The organism is Micromonospora palomenae, assembly GCF_007829925.1.
GTDB classification, from domain to species: Bacteria; Actinomycetota; Actinomycetes; order Mycobacteriales; family Micromonosporaceae; genus Micromonospora; species Micromonospora purpureochromogenes.
In genome coordinates, this window is record NZ_VIXA01000001.1 from 1,947,910 (window position 1) to 1,970,138 (window position 22,229).

The 22,229-nt window shown below is 70.7% G+C and carries 12 protein-coding genes, 3 rRNA genes and 1 pseudogene; 3 read left to right on the plus strand and 13 right to left on the minus strand.

The features are described from left to right. Positions 1 to 57 precede the first annotated feature (57 nt). The 3 genes from FHX75_RS08770 to recN all read right to left on the minus strand — a co-directional run bounded on the left by FHX75_RS08770 (position 58) and on the right by recN (position 4,080). Entirely contained in the window at positions 58 to 996 is a 939-nt protein-coding gene (locus FHX75_RS08770; protein ID WP_154937938.1) for a copper transporter, read from the minus strand. A 28-nt stretch (positions 997 to 1,024) separates the two neighbouring features. Then, positions 1,025 to 2,203, minus strand: a complete 1,179-nt coding sequence (steA, locus tag FHX75_RS08775) for a putative cytokinetic ring protein SteA (protein WP_088962657.1) — start codon at positions 2,201 to 2,203, stop codon at positions 1,025 to 1,027. Between the two features lie 119 nt (positions 2,204 to 2,322). Next, a complete protein-coding gene (gene recN, locus FHX75_RS08780) occupies positions 2,323 to 4,080 on the minus strand; it encodes a DNA repair protein RecN (protein ID WP_154937940.1) in 1,758 nt (585 codons plus the stop codon). A gap of 79 nt (positions 4,081 to 4,159) precedes the next feature. On the opposite strand from recN, the gene FHX75_RS08785 reads away from it, so the two are divergent. After that, positions 4,160 to 5,167, plus strand: a complete 1,008-nt coding sequence (locus FHX75_RS08785; RefSeq protein WP_154937942.1) for a helix-turn-helix domain-containing protein — start codon at positions 4,160 to 4,162, stop codon at positions 5,165 to 5,167. A gap of 176 nt (positions 5,168 to 5,343) precedes the next feature. Here the strand turns inward: FHX75_RS08785 and FHX75_RS08790 are convergent, their stop codons facing one another. The 5 genes from FHX75_RS08790 to FHX75_RS08810 form a co-directional block, all read right to left on the minus strand. Then, entirely contained in the window at positions 5,344 to 9,075 is a 3,732-nt protein-coding gene (locus FHX75_RS08790) for a S8 family serine peptidase (RefSeq protein ID WP_154937944.1), read from the minus strand. 219 nt (positions 9,076 to 9,294) lie between these two features. Next, positions 9,295 to 10,179, minus strand: a complete 885-nt coding sequence (locus FHX75_RS08795) for an NAD kinase (protein WP_154937946.1) — start codon at positions 10,177 to 10,179, stop codon at positions 9,295 to 9,297. Positions 10,180 to 10,276: 97 nt separating this feature from the next. Next, a complete protein-coding gene (locus FHX75_RS08800; protein WP_154937948.1) occupies positions 10,277 to 11,137 on the minus strand; it encodes a TlyA family RNA methyltransferase in 861 nt (286 codons plus the stop codon). A gap of 20 nt (positions 11,138 to 11,157) precedes the next feature. Beyond that, positions 11,158 to 11,418: a hypothetical protein gene (locus FHX75_RS08805; RefSeq protein ID WP_154937950.1), complete on the minus strand. Its 261-nt coding sequence runs from the start codon at positions 11,416 to 11,418 to the stop codon at positions 11,158 to 11,160. 25 nt (positions 11,419 to 11,443) lie between these two features. Next, positions 11,444 to 12,064 carry a phasin family protein gene (locus FHX75_RS08810; RefSeq protein WP_154937952.1) on the minus strand — a complete coding sequence of 207 codons (621 nt, stop codon included), beginning with the start codon at positions 12,062 to 12,064 and terminating at the stop codon, positions 11,444 to 11,446. A 112-nt stretch (positions 12,065 to 12,176) separates the two neighbouring features. Between FHX75_RS08810 and FHX75_RS08815 the strand changes: the two genes are divergently transcribed. Next, on the plus strand, positions 12,177 to 12,512 hold the full coding sequence (locus FHX75_RS08815; RefSeq protein ID WP_154937954.1) for an SCP2 sterol-binding domain-containing protein: 336 nt from the start codon (positions 12,177 to 12,179) through the stop codon (positions 12,510 to 12,512). A gap of 39 nt (positions 12,513 to 12,551) precedes the next feature. On the opposite strand, the gene FHX75_RS08820 is transcribed toward FHX75_RS08815, so the two are convergent. Together FHX75_RS08820 and FHX75_RS32215 are read right to left on the minus strand one after the other, a co-directional pair. Then, the gene (locus tag FHX75_RS08820; protein WP_154937956.1) at positions 12,552 to 13,574 is read right to left on the minus strand and encodes an HAD-IIA family hydrolase; all 1,023 of its coding nucleotides are present in this window, start codon (positions 13,572 to 13,574) and stop codon (positions 12,552 to 12,554) included. A 391-nt stretch (positions 13,575 to 13,965) separates the two neighbouring features. Then, positions 13,966 to 14,551: pseudogene (locus tag FHX75_RS32215) on the minus strand (tetratricopeptide repeat protein); the annotation flags it as partial. A gap of 3 nt (positions 14,552 to 14,554) precedes the next feature. On the opposite strand from FHX75_RS32215, the gene FHX75_RS08830 reads away from it, so the two are divergent. After that, complete coding sequence (locus FHX75_RS08830) at positions 14,555 to 16,438, plus strand: hypothetical protein (protein WP_154937960.1); 1,884 nt, start codon at positions 14,555 to 14,557, stop codon at positions 16,436 to 16,438. 90 nt (positions 16,439 to 16,528) lie between these two features. Here the strand turns inward: FHX75_RS08830 and rrf are convergent. The 3 genes from rrf to FHX75_RS08845 all read right to left on the minus strand — a co-directional run bounded on the left by rrf (position 16,529) and on the right by FHX75_RS08845 (position 21,730). Continuing rightward, positions 16,529 to 16,645: ribosomal RNA gene (gene rrf / locus FHX75_RS08835) — 5S ribosomal RNA — on the minus strand. Positions 16,646 to 16,735: 90 nt separating this feature from the next. Continuing rightward, positions 16,736 to 19,845: ribosomal RNA gene (locus FHX75_RS08840) — 23S ribosomal RNA — on the minus strand. Between the two features lie 368 nt (positions 19,846 to 20,213). After that, positions 20,214 to 21,730, minus strand: a 16S ribosomal RNA gene (locus FHX75_RS08845). Together the 16S, 23S and 5S rRNA genes form the textbook arrangement of a ribosomal RNA operon. Positions 21,731 to 22,229: the final 499 nt, after the last annotated feature.

The window sequence follows — 22,229 nt, forward strand, 5'->3', positions numbered from 1 at the left end:
CGGCCCTGCCGGATGCGACGCTCGGGTGGACTCCGGTCACCGGGGTACGTCGTTCGCTCACTGGGGCAGTCTAGGCAGCAGGGACGCGGCGTTGTCGCCGACGCCGTACTGGCCGGCCTTCTTTTCGGTGAGCTGCTGCACCAGGGCGAGGCTGGTGACCAGCTGGCCCTGCACGGTGTTGGCGTTGTCGACGGTGGAGATGGTCTGGGCGAGCACCGGGTCGCCGCGGACGATCGCGACCAGGTTGCCGCCGGCCGAGCCGTTGCCGCCGACCACGATCGAGCCGGTCCGGTCGAACTGCTCGGCGACCTTCACCACCGACTCGTCCTTCTTGGCGGAGTCCTTGTCCACGTACGGCTGCCCGCTGACCAGCACGACGGCCTCGGCCGACCCGGTCACCTTCTGCTCGGTGGTCAGGTAGCCGTTGTTGGAGTACGAGTTGAGCACCGCCCGGCGGTCGGCGTCGGTCACGGCGGGGGTGCCCTGGGCCCGGTCGAGCAGCACGCTGGCCAGCAGGGCGCTGGAGGTCTCCACCCCGTTGCCGTTGCCCGGCAGCGCGGAGGCGGGCGCGGTGGGCCGCGCGGCGGTCACCGCCAGCTCCATCAGGTTGGTGTTGTTGTCCGGGTTGATGAACTTGTCCTGCAGGTCGACCCGGCCGGTCACGTCGGCCCCGGCGAGTTCGAGCATCTTCAGCACGCCCTCGGTGTGGTCGCGGCCGGTGGGCAGGCTCAGCACCAGCACCCGCTTGCCGGTGAGCTTGCCCGGCAGGACGACCTGCGCCAGTTGGGCGGCGAAGTCCTCCTCGAGCTCAAGCTCCTTCTGCATGTTGTTGACCGACTGACGCATCTGCTGGTTGTCCTTGCGCAGCGCGTTGACGTTCTCCTTGAGCGAGTCCGCCACGGGGCCGTTGAGGGCGGCCGTGCCGACCACCAGGCCGATGGCCAACGCCAGGAAGACCGCGGTCAGGGACACCACGTGGTACCGGAAGTTGATCACGCTTGCAGCCTCTTGATCGGTCGGGGAGCTAGAAGAGCTGGCCGAGCTGGAACACGAAATTGTCCCACCACTCCGAGACCACGCCCAAATACGCCTTCCCGACGGTGGAGACCGCCACCGCGGAGGCCATCGCGGCGACCGCCGAGAGGACCAGCAGCAGCAGCGAGGAGCCCGAGATGCTCTGCCGGTAGAGCCGGCTCACGCCCTTGGCGTCGACCAGCTTGCCGCCGACCTTGAGCCGGGTGAGGAAGGTCGAGGCCATGCCGCCGCGGCCCTTGTCCAGGAACTCCACCAGCGTGGCGTGGGTGCCGACGGCGACCAGCAGCGAGGCGCCCTTCTCGTCGGCCAGCAGCATCGCGAGGTCCTCGCTGGTGGCGGCGGCGGGGAAGGTGATCGCCGGCACGCCGAGCCCGTTGACCCGGGCCAGGCCGGGCGCCCGCCCGTCCGGGTACGCGTGCACGATCACCTCGGCGCCGCAGCGCAGCACGTCGTCGGTGACCGAGTCCATGTCGCCGATGATCATGTCGGGGGTGTACCCCGCCTCGACCAGCGCGTCCGCCCCGCCGTCGACGCCGATCAGCACCGGCTTGAACTCCCGGATGTACGGCCGCAGCACGTCCAGGTCGTCCTTGTAGTCGTAGCCGCGGACCACGATCAGGCAGTGCCGGCCCTGGACCTGGGTCTGGATGTCCGGTACGCCCACCCCGTCGAGCAGCAGGTCGCGTTCCTGCCGCAGGTAGTCCATGGTGTTGGCGGCGAACGCCTCGAGCTGGACCGACAGCCCCTCCCGGGCGTCGGCCATCGCCTTGGCCACCGTCTCGGCGTCCTGCAGCTCACCGTGGGCGACCGGCTCGTCGCCGACGTAGACGGTGTTGCCCTCGATCCGGATCGTGTCGCCCTCGCGGATCCGCTCGAACACCCCCTCGCCCAGGTCGTCCAGGAGCGGGATGCCGGCACCCACCAGCACCTCGGGGCCGAGGTTGGGGTAGCGCCCGGAGACCGACGGCTTGGCGTTGAGCACCGCGGCGACGCCGACGGCGACCAGCGAGTCGGCCGCCACCCGGTCCAGGTCGACGTGGTCGATCACCGCGATGTCACCGGGGCGGAGCCGGCCGACCAGCCGTTTCGTACGACGATCGAGACGTGCGGTGCCGAGGACTGAGCCCGGTTCCGCGTTCCGGGTCCGGCGCAACGTGGGTAGACGCATCGTGACCATCCTGGCATGTGAGGCAGGCTTTTCTGTCGCGACATGCCTGAGCAGGGCCGCCTACCCAGGGAAGCACACCGGAGCGCAGGCCGGTGTGCTTGCGCTCACAATAGCGACGGTCAGGGCCGCCTTTCCTTGGCCGCCACCGCCAGGAGTTCCTCCGCATGCGCGATACCCAGGTCGGAATCCGGCAAACCCGCGAGCATCCGGGCCAGCTCCCGGGCCCGCTCGGTGTCCTCCACCACACGGACCCCACTGGTGGTCACCGCTCCCCCGGTGTCCTTCGCCACCACCAGGTGCCGGTCGGCGAAGGCGGCCACCTGTGGCAGGTGGGTGACCACCAGCACCTGGTGGCTGCGGGCCAGCCGGGCCAGCCGGCGGCCGATCTCCACCGCCGCCTGGCCGCCGACGCCGGCGTCCACCTCGTCGAAGACCAACGTGGGCGGGCCGCCGGAGCCGGCGAAGACCACCTCGATGGCGAGCATCACCCGGGACAGCTCGCCGCCGGAGGCGCCGCGCTGCAGCGGCAGCGAGGGCGCGCCCGGGTGGGCCAGCAGCCGCAACTCGACCTCGTCGGCGCCGTCCGGGCCGATGCCGGCCTCGACGCCGTTGACCGTGAGGCTCGGCTCGGCCCGGCCCACCGGCCGGGAGACCACCGCCACGTCGATCCGGGCGTGCGGCATGGCCAGCCCGGCCAGCTCGACGGTGACCTGCTCGGCGAAGCGGGTCGCCGCCTCCTGGCGGGACGTGGACACCCGGCCGGCCAGCTCGGCCACCTCGCCGGCGAGCCGGGTGGCCTCGCGGTCCAGCTCGTCGAGCAGCTCGTCGGAGCTGTCCAGGTCGGACAGTCGGGTGCGGGCCCGCTCGGCCCAGGCGATGACCCCGTCGACGTCGTCGGCGTACTTGCGGGTCAGCGCGCGCAGCGCGGCCCGCCGCTCGTAGATGACCTGCAACCGGGCCGGGTCCGCGTCCAGCGCCGCCAGGTACGTCGACAGCTCGGCGGAGACGTCGGCGACCAGGGTGGCCGCCTCCTCCAGCCGGCCCGCCAGCTCGCCGAGGGCCGGATCGGTGCCGGCCTGCGCCTCCAGGGTGCGCCGGGCCGTGCCCAGCAGCGCCGTGGCGTCGGGTGTCTCGTCGGCGGCCTCCGCGCCACCGGCGACGCACTGGTGGGCGAGCTGCGCCGCGGTGCGCAGCCCTTCGGCGTGCTCCAGCCGCTGCGCCTCAGCCTTGAGCTCGTCGTCCTCGCCGGGCTGCGGGTCGACCCGGGTGATCTCGTCCAGGCCCAGCCGCATCAGGTCGGCCTCCTGGTTGCGGGCGCGGGCGTTGCGCCGGCGGTCGGCCAGGTCGTCCACCACGTGCCGCCACCGGCCGTACGCCTCGCGCAGCGCGTCGAGCAGCTTCTCGTGCTCCGGCCCGGCGAACCGGTCCAGCGCGGCGCGCTGCTCGGCCGGACGCAGCAGGCGCAGCTGGTCGGACTGGCCGTGCACCGCCACCACCTGCTCGCCGACCTCGCCGAGCATCGACACCGGCATGCTCCGCCCGCCCAGGTGGGCCCGGGACCGGCCCTCGACGGTGACCGTGCGGCTCAACAGCAGCGAGCCGTCCTCGTCGGGCTCGCCGCCGGCGTCGACGATCCGGGCGTGCACGGCGTCGGCGAGCCGGCCGCCGAGGCGCAGTCGCCCCTCGACCACCGCCCGGCCTGGCTGGGCCCGGACCCGCCCGGCGTCGGCCCGGCCACCGAAGAGCAGGCCGAGGCCGGTCACCACCATGGTCTTGCCGGCACCGGTCTCGCCGGTGATGACGTTCATCCCGCCGGTCAACGGCAGCGTGGTGTCCTCGATGACGCCCAGTCCGGTGATGCGCAGCTCTTCCAGCACAGCAACCGACAGTAGACGCGGCCCCCGACACTTGACCAGCCGGCGACGCCGGGGGGAGTCGTGCGTACAGTTCAGCCCCGTGTTGGACGTGATCGGCCTGACCCCGGACGAGGAGGAGCTGTACCGCCGCCTGGTGCAGCTCACCGTGGCGCGGGTCGACGAGCTGGCCCGGTGGCTGCGCCGCCCGCGCGCCGAGGTCGTCGCCCAGCTCGAGACCCTGCGCGACAAGGGGCTGGTCCTGCCGACCGGTCCCGACCCGGACGGGCCGCTGCGGCCGCTGGCCCCCGACGTCGCGCTCGGCGAGGCGTTGCTGCGCCGCCAGGAGGCACTGGAGGCGGCCCGCGCGGCGGTCACCCGGCTCACCGAGGAGTACCGGGCCGGCCTGCGCCGGCACGACGCCGACCACCTGGTGGAGGTGATCACCGGCGCCGGACTGCTCCGGGAACGGCTGCGCGACGTGCAGAACTCGGCGCGCAGCGAGGTGCTCTGGTTCTGCCGGGCGAACCCGCTGACGATGCCCGGATCGGAGAACGTCGAGGAGTTCGACGCGCTGGCCCGCGGGGTGCGCTACCGGGCCATCTACGAGCGGGAGATGCTCCTCGAACCGGGCGCGCTGGCGGACGTGGAGCTGGGCGTCCGCGCCGGCGAGCAGGCCCGGGTGCTGGACCGGCTGCCGGTCCGGCTGGCCATCGTGGACGCCCGGACGGCGATCTGCCCGCTGGTGCCCGACCGGGACATCGGAGAGCCGAGCGCCGCGGTGATCGGCCGCAGCCAACTGCTCGACGCGCTGCTCGCCCTCTTCGAGAGCCACTGGCTGGTGGCCACTCCGCTGCGGTCCGCCACCACGCCGGCCGCCGACGTGGACGGCTACCTGCCGGCCGCCGACGTGGACGGCTACCTGCCGGACGCCGACGAGGTCCGGCTGCTTTCGCTCTTCGTGGCCGGGGTGCCGGACAAGTCCATCGCCTCCCAGCTCGGGGTGAGCCGGCGCACCGTGCAACGCCGGCTCGCCGACCTGATGACGGTCGCCGGGGTGGACACCCGCCCCGGCCTGGCCTACCAGGCCGCCCGGCGCGGCTGGCTCTGAACCGCCGGCCGGCCCCGCCACCGGCCGAGCCGCCGCCGGTCCCGCCACCCGAAGGCGGTGCCGGCGGCGGCCACTGCCGCGGCCCGGTCCGGTTGCCCACCATGTTCTGGCGGGCAGCCGGACGGGCCGACGGAGGCGTCCGCGCGGGAGGGGGGTCGACCCGCGCGGACGCCGGCTCAGCGCAGCCCGTACGCGTCGATCACGGTCTGGTCGACGACGTTGCCGGCGCGGTCGGCGGCGTGCACGCGCAGCGACACCGCGCCGCGTCCAGCCGGCACGGTCGCGGTGAACTGCGTGCCCGAGCCGCGCACCGGCACGGTCCGCCAGTTGTGTCCGCGGTCGAACGACACCTCGACCCGCACCCCGACACCGGTCGGCGCCGGTACGCCGGCCGGCTGGCGCAGGGTCAGCCCCAGCTGGTGCGACCGGCCGCCGGGCACCTCGCCCCGCAGGTCCGCCGGGACCTGGTAGTCCACCTGCAGCAGCGACAGCGGCTGGGCGGCGTCACCGGCCGGGCGGGCCGAGGTGAACTGCCAGGCCGTCTCGGTACGCGTGGCCCACCGCCACTCGTCCGACGACCGCCGCGTGGTGACGTCCAGCCGGTAGCGGGCCGAACCCGGGGTGGTCGGCACCGGTGCCCAGCCGCCGGAGAGGTCGGCGATCTGCTGCCCGTCCCGGCTCAGCCGGCGCTCGACGGTGTCCTGCTCCTCGCTGCCCCCGGCCGGGCTGTAGTGGCCGTCGGCGTCGACGAACTCGGCCACCCGCAGGTCGAGGTTGTCCCCGGTACGCGTGGGCAGCGGCACCCCGCCGCCGGCCGGCACCGCCGGGCGCGCAACCGGAGCGTGCCAGGTCTCGGTGACCCGGTCATCGGCGGCGTACCGCCGGGGCTGCTGGATAGCGCCCCCGTTCAGCCGGCCCCAGGACCAGGGGAGCCGGTGCAGCACCCGCTGCTGCCACCAGGAGTCCCCGGCGCTGACGAACTCCTGCCGCGTGGTGCCGGTACGCACCAACCGCTTTTCGTCCATCCAGGAGTACTGCTGCCAGGGCCGCCAGCCGAACCGCTGCTCGCCGGTCCAGTCGAACCCGCCGGTGTCGGCGTAGCGGGCGGTCACCTCGGCGGTGTTGTCCGCGGTCACCCGGTGCACGATGCGATCCGGGATCCGCCCCTTCGACACCTGCCACACGTCGTACAGGTAGGGGCTGTTCGCGGTCAGCGTCAGGTCCAGCGTCACGCGTCGGGCCTTCGCCGCCGCGATCATCCGCTGCCCGTCGTCGTAGGCAACCACCATCGACGGGATCGGCAGGCGGTCCCCGTCGGGAGCCCAGTCCGTCCACGCGCTCCAATGCGCCGGCCGGACGATGAGCACCATCGCGGCGCCGGCCGCGGCGGCGTCGGCGACCATCTGGTCCTCCGCAACGAGTTCGGGGTTGCCGGCGACCAGCGCGGCCGCACCTCGGACCCCGGCTCGGGACAGCTCGGCGGCGGTGCCGTCACCCGCCCACACCAGCGGCAGCTTCCGTCGGCCGTCCGGAGCTGGCGACTGGCGCAGCAGGTTGATGTCCAGCGGACCGGAGACGTTGCTGACCTGGGCGTCCACCAGGGGGGCGACCAACTGCCAGCGGGAGGCGAACTCGAACTCGCCCTGGCGCACCGGCCGGGTCGGGGTGACGTTCACCTGCTGGATCGTGCTGAACTCCATCACGCCGTGGTCGACCTGCCGGCCGTTGCCGAAGATCCGGTGCTCGAAGAAGCTGAGCACCGCCCGCTGCTCGGTCGGCTTCGGCGTTTCGATCCGCACCGGCGTGCCCTTGCGCGGGTCGAGCACCACGGTGAGGTCCCGGTCGACCATCAGCTCGGGATCGGTGGCCAGGGTGAGCTGCTCGTCCAGCGGTGCGCCGTGATGGATCAGCCCCTCGAGCAGGTACGGGCCCTCCTCGACCTGCACCTGCACCTCGCCGGGGATCCAGCCGAGCTGGTCCGACTCGCGGTGTTCGCCGAAGAGGGTGAACACCGTCGCCACGCCGGGCTGGCCGGCCATGTCGAGCGCGCGCAGGGTGACGGTGTGGATCGGGCCACTGAGGGTGAGCCCGACGGCCGTACGTACCGCGACACCGTCCGCGCCGGTGGCCACCAGCCACCCTCCGTGCACTCCCCGGTCCAGCTTCGCCGGGTCGGCGTGCAGCGGGACGTTCACGCTGCCGCCGGCCGGCACGGTCACCTCCGTGCCGTCGAGCGACACCCCGTCCGGCTCGGCCGCACCGCGGTCCAGGTTGCGGAGCTCCAGGGCCAGCCGCAGGGTCTGCGGGGACGACGTGCCGTTGGTGTACGTAACGGTCCGCTCCACCGCCGCACCGCCGGTGTTCACCCGGCCGAAGTCGGCGGTGGCCGAGCCGTACACCCGCTGGCTCAGCGCGCGGACCACGTCGACCCGGCCGCCGCCCTGCTCGAAGACGGTCAGCGCGGGGTTCGGCTTCGTCGTGCTGACCAGCGCGTCCTTGAGCTTCCCGGCGGTCCAGTCCGGGTGTTCCTGGGCGAGGATAGCCACCGCGCCAGCGACGTGCGGGGTCGCCATCGACGTCCCGGACGCCCGCGTGTACGCGTCGTCCACCGGCGTACCCATGGTGGTGCCGGCGGCGCGGGCGGCGACGATGCCGACGCCCGGGGCGGTGATCTCCGGCTTCAGGCCGTTGTCGCCGATCCGGGGGCCGCGGCTGGAGAAGTCGGCCAGATTGTCGTCGCGGTCCACCGCGCCGACGGTGAGCGCCGCGGTCGCGGCGCCCGGCGAGCCGACGGTTTGCGCCGCGCCCGAATTGCCGGCGGCGACCACGAAGAGTGTGCCGGTCTCGGCGGTGAGGTCGTTGACCGCCTGGCTCATTGGGTCGGTGCCGTCGGTGGCGCCGCCGCCGAGGCTCATGTTGACGACCTTCGCGCCGGAGTGGGCGGCCCACTCCATGCCCGCGATGATGTCCGAGCCGTAGCCGCTGCCGTTGTCGTCGAGCACCTTGCCGATGAGCAGCTGCGCGCCGGGGGCTACACCTTTGCGCAGCCCGTTGGAGGCGGCGCCGCTGCCGGCGATGGTGGAGGCCACGTGGGTGCCGTGGCCGTGGCCGTCCCGGGCGCTGCCGCTGCTGGTGAAGTCCTGCGTCCCGGCGATCCGGCCGGCCAGGTCGGAGTGGCCGGCGTCGACCCCGGTGTCGAGCACCGCGACCCGGACGCCGTTGCCGTCCCGGCCGGCCGCCCAGGCCGCCGGGGCGCCGATCTGCGGCACGCTGTGCTCCAGGTCCGCGTGGACCCGCGCGTCCAGCCAGATCCGGTCGATGCCGGCGCCGAGCCGGGGCGCGCCGGCGGTGGTCCGGGCCTCCGGCGTGCCGCGCAGCGTTGTCCAAAGGCCGCCAAGGTCGCCCTTGCCGACGCGCAGCGCCGCGCCGTTGATGCTCTTCAGCGGCCGGGCGGCGGTGGCGCCGGCGAGCGGCCGCACGCGCCCGGCGGCCGGTTCCTGGTAGCGCACGATCAGCGGCAGGGCTCCCTGCGCCGCGTCGCCGTACCCGTCGGCGACCAGTTCCTGCACGTCGAAAAGGTCGGCGTCGAGCACACCGGCGGAGAGGTACGGCACGACGTCGCTGGGCAGCACCCGCAGCCCACCGTCGGCTTCGATGGTGTGGAAGGTGATCCGGTCCCGGCCGGGGCCGGGGCGGACGGTGGCGGCGACCCGGCCGGGCGCGGCCGGGACCAGGTCGACCTGGTCGCCGGTGATCAGGGTGATGCGGACGGGGGCGGCGCCCGGGGCGGACGCGGCCGGACTCGGGCCGGTGGGTCGGGCGGGCGGGTCGGCGGACGCCGGTACGGCGAGTCCGACCACCAACGCGCCGACCGCGCCGGCACTAAGCCAGCGTGGGGACCGGTGCATGCGATGACTCCTCTACTCCGAGGCCGGCCTCGGGGAGGTCGGCGCTCCGGAGTCTGCGCCGGAGATCATCGTTGGTCACTAGGGGAGCTGCGCCGCACCGGCGACATGTCGCCAGGTGGACACGGGGCGACCGGGACCGGACCGTTGCCTGTCCGGCACGTTGCCGGCATTCGACGGTCCGGGCAACCGGAACGGGCGCCGGGCTCCGCCCGGTGGGGATCAGCGGCGGCTACCGCGCCAGCCCTGCACCGGCAGCCCGAACTTGGCCACCAGGCGGTCGGTGAACGGCCGGGCCCGCAGCCGGACGATGCGCACCGGCAGCGCGCCGCGGCGCACCGTCACCCGGGCGCCCGGCGGGAGGTCGAAGACCCGCCGGCCGTCGCAGCAGAGCACCGCGAGGGTGGTGAACGGGTCCACGGTGATCGAGAAGGTGGAGGTCGGCGCGGTCACCAGCGGGCGGCTGAACAGCGCGTGCGCGCTGATCGGCACCAGCAGCAGGGCCTCCACCTCCGGCCAGACCACCGGGCCGCCGCCGGAGAACGCGTACGCGGTGGAGCCGGTGGGGGTCGCGCAGACCACCCCGTCGCAGCCGTACCGGGACAGCGGGCGGCCGTCGACGTCGACGAGCAGCTCCAGCATCTGGGCCCGCTCGCCCTTCTCGACGCTGATCTCGTTGAGCGCCCAGGACTCGATGGTCGGCCCGCCGTCGAACTCGGCGGTCACGTCGAGGGTGAGCCGCTCGTCCACGGTGTAGTTGCGCCCGACCACGTCGCGGACCGCCACGTCGAGATCGTTGATCTCGGCCTCGGCGAGGAAGCCGACCTTGCCGAGGTTGATGCCGAGCAGCGGCGCCTTGGCCGGGCGGGCCAGCTCGGCCGCGCGCAGGAAGGTGCCGTCCCCGCCGAGGGCGAAGACGATCTCGGCGCCCTCGGCCGCCTCCAGCCCGGTCACCGGCACCACGCCGGGCAGGTCGAGGTCGTCGGCCTCCTCGGCCACCACCCGCACCTCGAAGCCGGCGGCGATGAGATCGGCGGCCACCGCCCGGGCGTGTTCGGTGCTGCGCCGCCGCCCGGTGTGCGTCACCAGCAGCGCGGTGCGGCTCACCGGGCCACCCGCCTGTGCGTGCCGCCGGGGCTCACCCCGTCGCTGTCGCCCACCGGCCCCGCCTCTCGTCCCCCGCTCGTCGGGTTCCGCTCGTCGCTCACCCTGTCACCTCCCCGGTCCGGTCCGCCGGCAGATCGCCGGCGGTCGGCGGGCCCTCGGGTCCCGCCGCCACCACGGCCCGCACCCGCTCGGGGTCGGCCGCCGGGGCGCCCCGGCGTAACCATACGAAGAACTCGACGTTGCCGCTGGGTCCCGGCAGTGGACTGGCCGCCACGTCGGCCAGGCCCAGCCCGAGCCCGGCCGCGGCGGCGGCCACGTCGAGCACCGCCTCGGCGCGCAGCGCCGGGTCGCGGACCACGCCGCCGGCACCCACCCGCTCCTTGCCCACCTCGAACTGCGGCTTGACCATCAACGCCAGGTCACCGTCGGCGCGGGTGCAGCCGGCCAGCGCCGGCAGCACCAGGCGCAGTGAGATGAACGACAGGTCGGCCACGGTCAGGTCCACCTCGCCGCCGATGACCTCCGGGGTCAGGGTACGGACGTTGGTGCGCTCGAAGACCTTCACCCGCTCGTCGGTGCGCAGCGGCCAGGCGAGCTGGCCGTACCCGACATCCACCGCCACGACCTCCGCGGCGTCGGCGCGCAGCAGCACGTCGGTGAAGCCGCCGGTGGAGGCGCCCGCGTCGAGGCAGCGCCGCCCGGCGACGGTCAGCCCGCCCGGCGCGAACGCCGCGAGGGCGCCGGCCAGCTTGTGCCCGCCCCGGGAGACGTACTCCGAGCCGGGGTCCTCGCCGGTGACCAGCAGCGGGTCGGCCGGGTCGACCATCGCGGCGGCCTTGCGCGCCGGCACCCCGCGCAGCTGGACCCGGCCGGCCTCGACCAGCGCGGCGGCCTGCTCCCGGGAACGGGCCAGGCCGCGGCGGACGAGTTCGGCGTCGAGGCGGGTACGACGTGCCATGGGGTGGTTCTCCGGTCGGTTCAGGCCTGGTCGATGGTGGCGAGGGTCTCCCGCAGCGTCTGGTACGCCGCCTCGTACTGGGCGATCTGGTCGGCCGGGGGCAGCCCCTCGGCGTTGATCATCGCCTGCACGGCGGCGTCGACGGCCGGGTGGTGCGCCTCCTCGACGTCCTCGTACCCGGTCGGCGGCGGCCCCGGCCGGGGCGGCGGACCGGGACGCGCCGCCGGTGGCGGCCCCGGACGCGCGCCGGGCGGTGGCCCGGGGCGGAACGGGGCGCTCACCGGGCGCTCCGGCCGTCGGCGGGCGTCATTCCGCGCCGCCGGTGGTCCGCTTGCGCGGGGCGGCCTTCTTCACCGGCCGGGCCGGCGACGTCGCGCCGTCGCCGGTGGTGGTGCTCACCGACGCCGGTGGCTTCTTGGCGATGGCCTTCTTGGCCACGGCCTTCTTCGCCACCGCCTTGGTCGGGGCGGGGACCGGCGGGGCGGCGCCCGTGGAGCCGGCGGCCGCGCCACCGCCGGGGCCGGCCGCGCCGCCGGCGGTGGCGGGACCGGCCGCGCCGGTCGGGGCGACACCCGACGGGGTGACGCCGACCGGCGACGTGCCTGGCAACGGCCCGCCCGGCCCGCCCTTGGCCTCGCGCAGCTGCCGCTCCAGCTCGTGCACCCGGCGGGTCAGCTCGGCGACCTCGTCGGCGGTGGCCAGACCGACCGCCCCGAGCGCCCGGTCCACCTCGAAGCGGACCAGCTTGGTCAGCGCCTCGCGGTTGGCGGCGCCGGTGGAGACGAGTTCCTCGGCGAGCGACTGGAGCTGGGCGGCGGTCGCGCCGCCCGTGCCGACCAGCCGCCGCGCGGCGTCCTGGGCCTTCTTCCGAGGCGCCTCCGTCAGGCCCATGGCCAGCTCGAGGTAGGCGCGCCACGCATCCTGCATGCCGGTTTTCCTTCCGCGGGGCGGGGTGTGCGGGTCTCACGCTACCGGGCGCCCCGGACGGCCCATTGCGGTACGGTGCCGAGGAACGGCGTGGCGGGTGTGAGGAGACGATGTGGCCAGCGTGGACGAGTGCCGGCAGGCGTTGCACGACCTGGCGAGCCGGTTGGAGCGCCACGCCGAGGTGGGCCAGCGCATCGACCTGGACCGCACGCTCGCCTGCCGCGTCACCGACCTGGACACCGCGTTCCACGGCCGGATCACCGGCGGCCGGCTGGTCGACCTGGCCGACGGCGACGACCCGAAGGCCAAGATCGCCCTGATCACCGGCAGCGACGACCTGGTCGCCCTGGTGCACGGTCAGCTCGACATCACCAAGGCGGTCGCCTCCCGCCGGGTCTCGATCAAGGCGAACCCGTTCGACCTGATGAAGCTCCGCAAGCTGCTCTGACGGCCGGCGCGGCGCCACCGGCCGCGATGGCCGGGCCGGTCAGGCCGACAGGCCGAGCGCCGCGAGGGCGCGTTGCGCCTCCGGCGTCGCCGGGCGGATGTCCGCGGCGTCCACCGGCGCCGACCAGGCCGCCGCGCAGAGCGCCACGAGGGCGTCCAGCGGCCGTCCCGCGCCGCGCAGCTCCAGGCCGCCGTCGACCCGGGCGGCGGACCAGCCGCCGGTGTCCGGCTCGCCCGGCACCCGGGCCACCGCCGCCGGGTCGAAGAGCCCGGCCAGGTTCATCGCCACGTACGTCGGGCGGCGCGACTCGGGCGCCGCCAGCAGTTCGGGTACGTCGCTGACGCCGGTCAGCACCAGCAGGCTGTCCAGCCCGGCACGGCGGGCACCCTCGATGTCGGTGTCGAGGCGGTCGCCGACGACCAGCGTCCGGCCCGCACCGGCGCGGCGGGCGGCGGTGGCGAACAGGGCGGCCTCGGGCTTGCCGACGACCACGTCCGGTTCCCGGTCGAGGGCGTGCCGCAGCGCGGCCACCAGCGAGCCGTTGCCGGGCAGCGGGCCACGGCCGCTGGGCAGCGTCCGGTCGGTGTTGGTGGCCACCCAGGTCGCCCCGGCACGGATCGCGACGGACGCCTCGGCCAGGTCCGCCCAGCACACCTGCGGGCCGTACCCCTGGACCACCGCGACCGGCGACTCGTCGGCGCGGGCCACCGGGGTGAGCCCGGCGGCGCGGATCTCGGCGCGCAGCGCCTCCGCGCCGACGACCAGGACCGGCGCCCCGGCGGGGAACCGGTCGCGGAGCAGCTCGGCGGCGGCCGCGGCGGAGGTCAGCACCTCCTGTGGCTCGGCCGGCACGCCCATGCCGGTGAGCAGGTCGGCGACCTCGCTCGACCGGCGCGAGGCGTTGTTGGTCGCGTACGCGACCGCGCGGCCGGCGGCGTGCAGCCGGCCGACCGCCTCGACGGCGCCGGGGATCGGCCGGTCGATCAGGTAGATCACCCCGTCCAGGTCGAACACGACCAGGGTGTACCCGTCGACCAGCCGATCCCCGGCGACCTCGGTCATCGCTGGTCCGACTCCGACCCCCGCCCGGCCGGCTCGTCGCCGGCCGGCGGCACCGCGTCGCTCACGGTCGACTCGGCGTCGGTCGCGCGCGGCTCGGCCGCGACGGCCGTGGCCGCCTCGTCGGTGAGCTCGTCGTCGGTGAGCCCGTCCGCGTCACGGTCGTCGTCCGCGTCACGGTCGTCGTCGTCCTCGTCCTCGTCCTCGTCGAAGTCGTCGTCCTCGTCGCGGTCGTCGTCCTCGTCGCGGTCGTCGTCCTCGTCGCGGTCGTCGTCCTCGTCGCGGTCGTCGTCTTCGTCGTCCTCGTCGAAGTCGTCGTCCTCGTCGTCGCGGTCGTCGTCCTGGTCGTCGCGACGGTCCTCGTCGGTGCGGTCGCCGGCGGCGGCGGTCAGGTCGACGTCCGGCTGCGCCGGCACCGCGCCGGGCGCGCCCGGACCGGTGGCGATCTCCTCGGCCGGCTCGTCCTCGTCGCCCTCGATCAGCACGCCGTCGAGTTCGAGCAGCCGCTCCGCCGCGTCGGTCTCACCGTCGGTGTCCACGTCGGCGGCGCGGGAGAACCACTCGCGGGCCTCCTCGCGACGGCCGACGGCCAGCAGCGCGTCGGCGTAGGCGTAGCGCAGCCGGGCCGTCCACGGGTCGGTCGATTCGGTGGTCAGCTCGGGAACCTGAAGCATGGCCACCGCGGCGTCCTTCTGCCCGAGGTCACCCCGGGCACCGGCGGCCACGATCAGCAGCTCGATGGCGACGGCCTGGTCGAGCTTCTCCCGGTCGGCGCCCCGGAACAGGTCGATGGCCCGCTCCGGACGCCCCAGCGCCCGCTCGCAGTCGGCGAGCACCGCCAGGTGACTCTGCAACCCGGTCATCCGGTGGTACGTCCGCAGCTCGGCGATGGCCGTCTGCCACTCCCCGGCGTGGTACGCGGCCAGCCCGACCGCCTCCCGCACCGCGGAGATCCGCGAAGCCAGCCGGCGGGCCGCCATCGCGTGGGCGAGCGCCTCGGCAGGGTCCTCGTCGATCAGCTGACCGGTCGCGACCAGGTGCCGGGCGACGGTCTCCGCCACCGGCTTGTTCAGCGAGAGCAGCTCGGCGCGAACAGCCGTGTCGAGGTCGGTCGCGGAGATCTCGTCCGGCAGCGCCGGCGCGACCGCACGACCACCCTCGGCCTCGTCCTGCCGCTCGCGGTCGGGGCCGAAGCCACCCTCGCGACGCCGGTCCTCGACGCCCCGCTGGTCGTCACGACGCGGCCGGTCACCGTAGCCGCCACGCTCGCCGCCCCGGTCGGGCCGGTCGCCGCCGCGGTAGCCACCCTCACGGCGCTCGCCGCCACGGTAGCCGCCCTCGCGGCGCTCGCCGCCACGGAAGCCACCCTCACGGGGCGCCTCGCCCTCGCGGCGGAAGCCGCCCTCACGACGGTCACCGCCGCGGTAGCCGCCCTCACGGCGCTCGCCGCCACGGAAGCCACCCTCACGGGGGGCCTCACCGTCACGGCGGAAACCACCCTCGCGGCGCTCACCGCCCCGCGTGTCGCCCTCACGGCGCTCGCCACCACGGAAACCGCCACCACGGGGAGCCTCGCCGTCACGGCGGAAGCCACCCTCGCGGCGCTCGCCGCCCCGGGTGTCGCCGTCACGGCGGAAACCACCCTCACGACGGTCACGGTCACCGCCGGCGAAGCCGCCCTCACGGCGCTCGCCGCCACGGTAGCCACCGCCGCGCGGCGCCTCGCCGTCGCGGCGGAAACCGCCCTCGCGCGGGCCGGAACGGTAGCCGCCCTCACGGCGCTCGCCGTCACGGAAGCCGCCACCACGGGGTGCCTCGCCGTCGCGGCGGAAGCCACCCTCGCGGCGCTCGCCGCCACGGGTGTCGCCGTCGCGGCGGAAGCCACCCTCGCGCGGACCCGAACGGAAGCCGCCCTCACGGCGGTCACCGCCGCGGAAGCCACCCTCACGGGGGGCCTCGCCGTCGCGGCGGAAGCCACCCTCGCGGCGCTCGCCGCCCCGGGTGTCACCGTCGCGGCGGAAGCCACCCTCACGCGGACCGGAACGGAAGCCGCCCTCACGACGGTCACCGCCGGCGAAGCCACCTTCGCGGCGCTCGCCACCACGGAAGCCGCCACCGCGCGGCGCCTCGCCGTCCCGGCGGAAGCCACCCTCGCGACGGTCACCGCCGCGGAAGCCACCCTCGCGGGGGGCCTCGCCGTCACGGCGGAAACCACCCTCACGGCGCTCGCCGCCCCGGGTGTCACCGTCGCGGCGGAAGCCACCCTCACGCGGACCGGAACGGAAACCGCCCTCACGACGGTCACCGCCGGCGAAGCCACCTTCACGGCGCTCGCCACCACGGAAACCGCCACCGCGCGGCGCCTCGCCGTCCCGGCGGAAGCCACCCTCGCGACGGTCACCGCCGCGGAAGCCACCCTCGCGGGGGGCCTCGCTGTCGCGGCGGAAGCCACCCTCGCGGCGCTCGCCCCCACGGGTGTCACCATCGCGGCGGAAGCCACCCTCACGCGGACCCGAACGGAAACCGCCCTCACGGCGGTCACCGTCGCGGAAGCCGCCGCTGCGGGGGGCGTCGCTGCGGGGAGCGCCGCCGTCGCGGCGGAAGCCGCCCTCACGACGGTCGCCGCTCGGCGCGCCACCCTCACGCGAACCGGAACGGAAGCCGCCCTCGCGGCGGTCACCGCCACGGAAGCCGCCGCTGTCACGGCCGCCGCGGTCGGCGCCGGAGCCGCCCCGCTGGCCGCCTCGGTCGTCTCGGTCTCCCCGGTACGGGGGACGGTCGTCCCGACGCGGGCCGGCGCCTCGCCCTTCGGGGCGGTCGGCGCGATCCTGGTAACGGCGCGGACGATCTCCGCCCTGCGGTTCTGAACTCACAGGTACATCCTTCCTCATTGCGCCATCAGTGGCGCTACGCAGTCGAGGGCCGACCCGGATGGGGCGGCCCTCGACTGGAAGATTGTCCGGCGGTGTCCTACTCTCCCACACCCTCCCGAGTGCAGTACCATCGGCGCTGGAGGGCTTAGCTTCCGGGTTCGGAATGTTACCGGGCGTTTCCCCTCCGCCATGACCGCCGTAACTCTATCGACATGTCAAACAACTCAACCAGCACTTCTGCTGGGTGTTGTTCGTTTGTCGGGAGTTGCACAGTGGACGCGTAGCAGCTTTGTAGTCAAGTCCTCGGCCTATTAGTACCGGTCAACTGAACCCGTTACCGGGCTTACATTTCCGGCCTATCAACCCAGTCGTCTAGCTGGGGGCCTTACCCATCCAAAGGATGGTGGGATACCTCATCTTGAAGCGAGCTTCCCGCTTAGATGCTTTCAGCGGTTATCCCTTCCGAACGTAGCTAACCAGCCGTGCCCCTGGCGGGACAACTGGCACACCAGAGGTTCGTCCGTCCCGGTCCTCTCGTACTAGGGACAGCCCTTCTCAAGTATCCTACGCGCACGGCGGATAGGGACCGAACTGTCTCACGACGTTCTAAACCCAGCTCGCGTACCGCTTTAATGGGCGAACAGCCCAACCCTTGGGACCTGCTACAGCCCCAGGATGCGACGAGCCGACATCGAGGTGCCAAACCATCCCGTCGATATGGACTCTTGGGGAAGATCAGCCTGTTATCCCCGGGGTACCTTTTATCCGTTGAGCGACACCGCTTCCACTCGCAAGTGCCGGATCACTAGTCCCGACTTTCGTCCCTGCTCGACCTGTCAGTCTCACAGTCAAGCTCCCTTGTGTACTTGCACTCAACACCTGATTGCCAACCAGGCTGAGGGAACCTTTGGGCGCCTCCGTTACCCTTTAGGAGGCAACCGCCCCAGTTAAACTACCCACCAGACACTGTCCCTGAACCGGATAACGGTCCGAAGTTAGATACCCAAATCAACCAGAGTGGTATTTCAAGATTGCCTCCACCCATACTGGCGTATGGACTTCACCGGCTCCCACCTATCCTACACAAGCTAATTCGGATACCAATGTCAAGCTATAGTAAAGGTCCCGGGGTCTTTCCGTCCTGCCGCGCGTAACGAGCATCTTTACTCGTAATGCAATTTCGCCGGGCCTGTGGTTGAGACAGTGGGGAAGTCGTTACGCCATTCGTGCAGGTCGGAACTTACCCGACAAGGAATTTCGCTACCTTAGGATGGTTATAGTTACCACCGCCGTTTACTGGCGCTTAAGTTCTCCGCTTCGCCCCGAAGAGCTAACAGGTCCCCTTAACGTTCCAGCACCGGGCAGGCGTCAGTCCATATACATCGAATTACTTCTTCGCATGGACCTGTGTTTTTAGTAAACAGTCGCTTCCCCCTGCTCTCTGCGGCCATACAACGCTCCACCCGCGTGGGGCTTCACGTCTCCGGCCCCCCTTCTCCCTAAGTTACGGGGGCAATTTGCCGAGTTCCTTAACCACAGTTCGCCCGATCGCCTCGGTATTCTCTACCTGACCACCTGTGTCGGTTTGGGGTACGGGCCGCTAAGAACTCGCTAGAGGCTTTTCTCGGCAGCATAGGATCACTGACTTCACCTGAATCGGCTCGGCATCACGTCTCAGCCTTCATGCACCACGGATTTGCCTATGGTGCGGCCTACACGCTTACCCCGGCACAACCACCGGCCGGGCTCAGCTACCTTCCTGCGTCACCCCATCGCTTGACTACTACCCGCCAGGTTCCCACGCTCCCCAACATTGACCCGAAGGTCGCCGCCGGTTTGGGTGGTTAGCACAGCGAGGTTCGTCAGGGTCGCTCTTTCGCGGGTACGGGAATATCAACCCGTTGTCCATCGACTACGCCTCTCGGCCTCGCCTTAGGTCCCGACTCACCCAGGGCGGATTAGCCTGGCCCTGGAACCCTTGGTCATCCGGCGGAAGGGTTTCTCACCCTTCTTTCGCTACTCATGCCTGCATTCTCACTCGTGCCGCGTCCACAACTGGGTCACCCCGTTGCTTCACCCGCGGCACGACGCTCCCCTACCCATCCACACACCTGCACAAGGAATCAAGTCCAAGCGAGGTTGAAATGTGAATGCCACAGCTTCGGCGGTGTGCTTGAGCCCCGCTACATTGTCGGCGCGGAACCACTTGACCAGTGAGCTATTACGCACTCTTTAAAGGGTGGCTGCTTCTAAGCCAACCTCCTGGTTGTCTATGCGACCCCACATCCTTTTCCACTTAGCACACGCTTAGGGGCCTTAGCTGGTGATCTGGGCTGTTTCCCTCTCGACTACGAAGCTTATCCCCCGCAGTCTCACTGCCGCGCTCTCACTTACCGGCATTCGGAGTTTGGCTGATTTCGGTAAGCTTGTGGGCCCCCTAGACCATCCAGTGCTCTACCTCCGGCAAGAAACACGCGACGCTGCACCTAAATGCATTTCGGGGAGAACCAGCTATCACGGAGTTTGATTGGCCTTTCACCCCTAACCACAGGTCATCCCCCAACTTTTCAACGTTGGTGGGTTCGGCCCTCCACGCGGTCTTACCCGCGCTTCAGCCTGCCCATGGCTAGATCACTCCGCTTCGGGTCTAGAGCATGCGACTGAATCGCCCTATTCAGACTCGCTTTCGCTACGGCTCCCCCACACGGGTTAACCTCGCCACATGCCACTAACTCGCAGGCTCATTCTTCAAAAGGCACGCCGTCACCCCGCAAGGCTCCGACGGATTGTAGGCGAACGGTTTCAGGTACTATTTCACTCCCCTCCCGGGGTACTTTTCACCATTCCCTCACGGTACTCGTCCGCTATCGGTCACCAGGAAGTATTTAGGCTTACCAGGTGGTCCTGGCAGATTCACGGCAGATTTCAGGGGTCCGCCGCTACTCGGGAACACCCACAGAAGGTCAGCAACTTTCACGTACCGGACTATCACCGTCTACGGTTGGCTTTTCCACACCATTCGGCTAGCCACTGACTTTGTAACTCCTCGAACAAGTGTCAGCTTGTTCAGCGGGGTCCCACAACCCCGACCACGCAACCCCTGACAGGTATCACACGCAGCCGGTTTAGCCTCAATCCGCTTTCGCTCGCCACTACTCACGGAATCACTATTTGTTTTCTCTTCCTACGGGTACTGAGATGTTTCACTTCCCCGCGTTCCCTCCATACACCCTATGTGTTCAGGTGCAGGTGACACCACATGACTGGTGCCGGGTTTCCCCATTCGGACACCCTGGGATCACAGCTTGGTTGACAGCTCCCCCAGGCCTATCGCGGCCTCCCACGTCCTTCATCGGCTCCTGGTGCCAAGGCATCCACCGTTCGCCCTTGACAACTTGACCACAAAGATGCTCGCGTCCACTGTGCAATTCTCAACAAACGACCAACCCACAACCAGATCCACCCCACACCAGCCCGACCAACGCCGGCGGTATGCGAGGCCAGGTCATGCCTGGCAACCGTCCCCCACCAAGGTGGGGTCATGGTTCTGAAAGACAACCGAGGTTGTTCCTTCAGGACCCAACAGGGTGCTCTACATCCGTGCCCAGCCGCACCAGGACCCCGTTCCCTACCACCAAGGTGGTCGTACTAGGAGGAACCCGGCCGTTGCCAGGACCAGACTCGCCAGTGTCTCCGCCATTGAGCACCCCGCCACCACATTCGGATGGCGCGGGCTCCTTGCACCCTTTCGGGTGAAGGTGCTCCTTAGAAAGGAGGTGATCCAGCCGCACCTTCCGGTACGGCTACCTTGTTACGACTTCGTCCCAATCGCCAGCCCCACCTTCGACGGCTCCCTCCCACAAGGGGTTGGGCCACCGGCTTCGGGTGTTGCCGACTTTCGTGACGTGACGGGCGGTGTGTACAAGGCCCGGGAACGTATTCACCGCAGCGTTGCTGATCTGCGATTACTAGCGACTCCGACTTCACGGGGTCGAGTTGCAGACCCCGATCCGAACTGAGACCGGCTTTTTGGGATTCGCTCCACCTCACGGTATCGCAGCCCATTGTACCGGCCATTGTAGCATGCGTGAAGCCCTGGACATAAGGGGCATGATGACTTGACGTCATCCCCACCTTCCTCCGAGTTGACCCCGGCAGTCTTCGATGAGTCCCCGCCATAACGCGCTGGCAACATCGAACGAGGGTTGCGCTCGTTGCGGGACTTAACCCAACATCTCACGACACGAGCTGACGACAGCCATGCACCACCTGTGACCGCCCCCGAAGGACCTCACATCTCTGTGAGTTTTGCGGCCATGTCAAACCCAGGTAAGGTTCTTCGCGTTGCATCGAATTAATCCGCATGCTCCGCCGCTTGTGCGGGCCCCCGTCAATTCCTTTGAGTTTTAGCCTTGCGGCCGTACTCCCCAGGCGGGGCGCTTAATGCGTTAGCTGCGGCACAGGGAACCGGAGAGGCCCCCCACACCTAGCGCCCAACGTTTACAGCGTGGACTACCAGGGTATCTAATCCTGTTCGCTCCCCACGCTTTCGCTCCTCAGCGTCAGTATCGGCCCAGAGACCCGCCTTCGCCACCGGTGTTCCTCCTGATATCTGCGCATTTCACCGCTACACCAGGAATTCCAGTCTCCCCTACCGAACTCTAGCCTGCCCGTATCGACCGCAGGCTTGGGGTTGAGCCCCAAGTTTTCACGGTCGACGTGACAAGCCGCCTACGAGCTCTTTACGCCCAATAAATCCGGACAACGCTCGCGCCCTACGTCTTACCGCGGCTGCTGGCACGTAGTTGGCCGGCGCTTCTTCTGCAGGTACCGTCACTTACGCTTCGTCCCTGCTGAAAGAGGTTTACAACCCGAAGGCCGTCATCCCTCACGCGGCGTCGCTGCATCAGGCTTCCGCCCATTGTGCAATATTCCCCACTGCTGCCTCCCGTAGGAGTCTGGGCCGTGTCTCAGTCCCAGTGTGGCCGGTCGCCCTCTCAGGCCGGCTACCCGTCGTCGCCTTGGTAGGCCATCACCCCACCAACAAGCTGATAGGCCGCGAGCCCATCCCAGGCCGAAAAACTTTCCACCAAGCCTCATGCGAGGCCAGGTCATATTCGGTATTAGCCCCGGTTTCCCGGGGTTATCCCAAAGCCTAGGGCAGGTTGCTCACGTGTTACTCACCCGTTCGCCGCTCGAGTACCCCGAAGGGCCTTTCCGCTCGACTTGCATGTGTTAAGCACGCCGCCAGCGTTCGTCCTGAGCCAGGATCAAACTCTCCAACAAAAACTTGTCGAAAAACTGTCCTGACAACAAAAGTGTTGCCAAAGGAATCCCAACCAACAGCACTCCCGAAGAAGAACTGCCAGTCCGGGGTATAAATCATAATTGGCACTGGCTTATCAAGCACCCTGTTGAGTTCTCAAAGAACAACCACACACCGCCCGGAAACCCCCCGAAGAGGACCCCCGACCCGGGGCAATTCTCGCTCTGTCGTAACCGCCGCTTCCGCGCCGGGCACTTTTACTACGTTACCCGCTGATATCCGCCGTGTCAAACCGCTCTGTCGCGATCCGCACCACTTCCACCACAATTACGGGCACCACAATTACCACCGGCTCTCACCGCTGTCCTCATGGCTTCCGACAGGCCGGCCGCTGCGGTCTCCCACAAGCACGCCCGGTTCCCTACCGGCGATGAACCATACCCGGTCGGCTCCGCGTCACCAAATCGGCCCTCAGGCCGATCCGGGGCACCGCCCGGTCCAAGCTCACATGGGTTACAA